Origin of the sequence: Mesorhizobium sp. M1A.F.Ca.ET.072.01.1.1 (genome assembly GCF_004023325.1) — a bacterium.
Lineage (GTDB): Bacteria > Pseudomonadota > Alphaproteobacteria > Rhizobiales > Rhizobiaceae > Mesorhizobium.
Genome location: NZ_RZSF01000607.1, coordinates 1 through 1,684 on the forward strand (window position 1 = coordinate 1; position 1,684 = coordinate 1,684).

At 58.6% G+C, this 1,684-nt stretch carries 3 protein-coding genes and 1 pseudogene; all 4 read left to right on the forward strand.

Features of this window, described 5'->3' with window-relative positions:
- Window positions 1-713 (forward strand): annotated as a pseudogene (locus EOA32_RS39075) (hypothetical protein); the annotation flags it as partial.
- Window positions 714-720: 7 nt separating this feature from the next.
- Window positions 721-1,116, forward strand: a complete 396-nt coding sequence (locus EOA32_RS36845) for a hypothetical protein (RefSeq protein WP_128374280.1) — start codon at window positions 721-723, stop codon at window positions 1,114-1,116.
- On the forward strand, window positions 1,116-1,481 hold the full coding sequence (locus tag EOA32_RS36850; RefSeq protein ID WP_128374281.1) for a hypothetical protein: 366 nt from the start codon (window positions 1,116-1,118) through the stop codon (window positions 1,479-1,481). The genes EOA32_RS36845 and EOA32_RS36850 overlap by 1 nt, the downstream gene beginning before the upstream one ends.
- Before the next feature lie 12 nt (window positions 1,482-1,493).
- On the forward strand, window positions 1,494-1,684 hold a 191-nt coding region (locus tag EOA32_RS36855; protein ID WP_145971504.1), incomplete at its 3' end, for a hypothetical protein.

Here is a 1,684-nt window from a genome sequence, read left to right on the forward strand (position 1 = left end):
ACTTCAATCCATCGTTGCCGCAGAAGGTCGTTGACCGCGCTCTGGAACGTGACGCTGCCGCCGCGCAAGCCGAGTATTTGGGGCAATTCAGGGCCGATCTTCAGGCCTTTGTATCCGTCGAAACAGTGCAGGCCTGCGTAGCTGCGGCGCTGGCAGTCATTCTGCCAAACAATAACCGCCGCCCCTACAAGGCATTTTGCGATCCGAGCGGCGGGTCAAGCGACAGCTTCACGCTCGCTATCGGGCATGACGGTCGTGGTGACAGTCAACTGGGCAAGGATCTGATTATTCTGGATCGCGTCGAGGAACAGCGACCGCCTTTTAAGCCCGAGCAAGTGGTCGCCAAGTTTTCGAACATCTTGCTGTCATATGGGTGCACGGAAGTCGTTGGCGATGGATACGCCGGGGAATGGGTGTCAGCTGCCTTCGACCGCTACGGTATCCGATACCTTCGGTCCCCGCTCACCAAGAGCGAGTTATTCTTGAATTTCTTGCCGCTGCTCAACTCCCGCTCGGTCCAGCTCCTCGACCATCAAAGGCTAACGGGGCAGCTCGTTGGCATGCAGCGCCGTGTTTCAAGCGGGGGCCGTGAGTCCGTCGATCATGGGCCTAATGCGCACGATGACGTGGCGAACGCCGTTGCTGGATGCCTGGCGATGATCGCTCGGGCTCGCCGTCAGACTATCACAAAAACCACAGCCATTTCGGTATAGGGCGACCATGCGAGCAGGCGATTTCATCTTCAAGCCCTCCGGCACCCAGTGGGTGGTCGTTTTCGTGCTGGACGCCAAAGGAATTGATGGACTGAAAGACGGCAAATACGTCTTCGCGGTTCGTCCCGTCGGTACCCCTTACGGCGATGACATCATCTACCATCTGTTCCCCGCTGCCACGCTTGGCTGGGCATCAAAATCAGTCTTTGAGACAGGCGATATTTACACAGTGGCTGGCGAGGATTTCGCGATCAATCGCCAGCGCGGGATGTTCGTTCAACTACGGCGCGAAGACGGGTCAACGGAGTGGGCATGCCGCTGGCGTCTCGCCTTCAACATGATGCGCGGTGCGGATGTCCCCCTGTCTGCCGAGTGGCGTGAAGCCACCGATGGAGAAATCTGATGGCACAACTCGGCGATATCGTCATATCAGGAAGCGGCCTCAAGTGGGTGGTGGTGGAACTGATCGGCAACGCACACGGCGGCCAAGACGCTCGGCTAATCCGCCCATCTGATGATGGCCGCTTCACTGGCATCCTCAAAGACTTGAGCGGTCTGATCGTCGCGGAAAGCCCGTCATTTCAGCCGGGTGATTCTGTGACTGTGAACGGGCTGAAGGGCGGTTATCTGGGCACGGAAAACGGCATCGCGCGAGTGTTGCTGGCTGAACGACGGATGACGACCAAATCCGGCGCCTTCATCGGTCTCGACGCGGCGGTCGCGAGGATAAGCATCGGCCTACTCGTTCTGGAAAACCGAAAGCTTTAGGAGAAACCAATCATGGCAACCGTTGTTGAGCACGAACAGAAACTGCACGTCAGCCCGAGCATTGATGAGCGGGCGATCGATCACTTCGCCGAACGGCGGATCGGTAGCGCTCAGCCTGAGCCCGACCCTGAGCATCAAGCCCTGTCAGGAGCGATGAAGGTGGCGAGGGAGGAAGCGCACGCGCTGGTCAATCTCGCCAACGC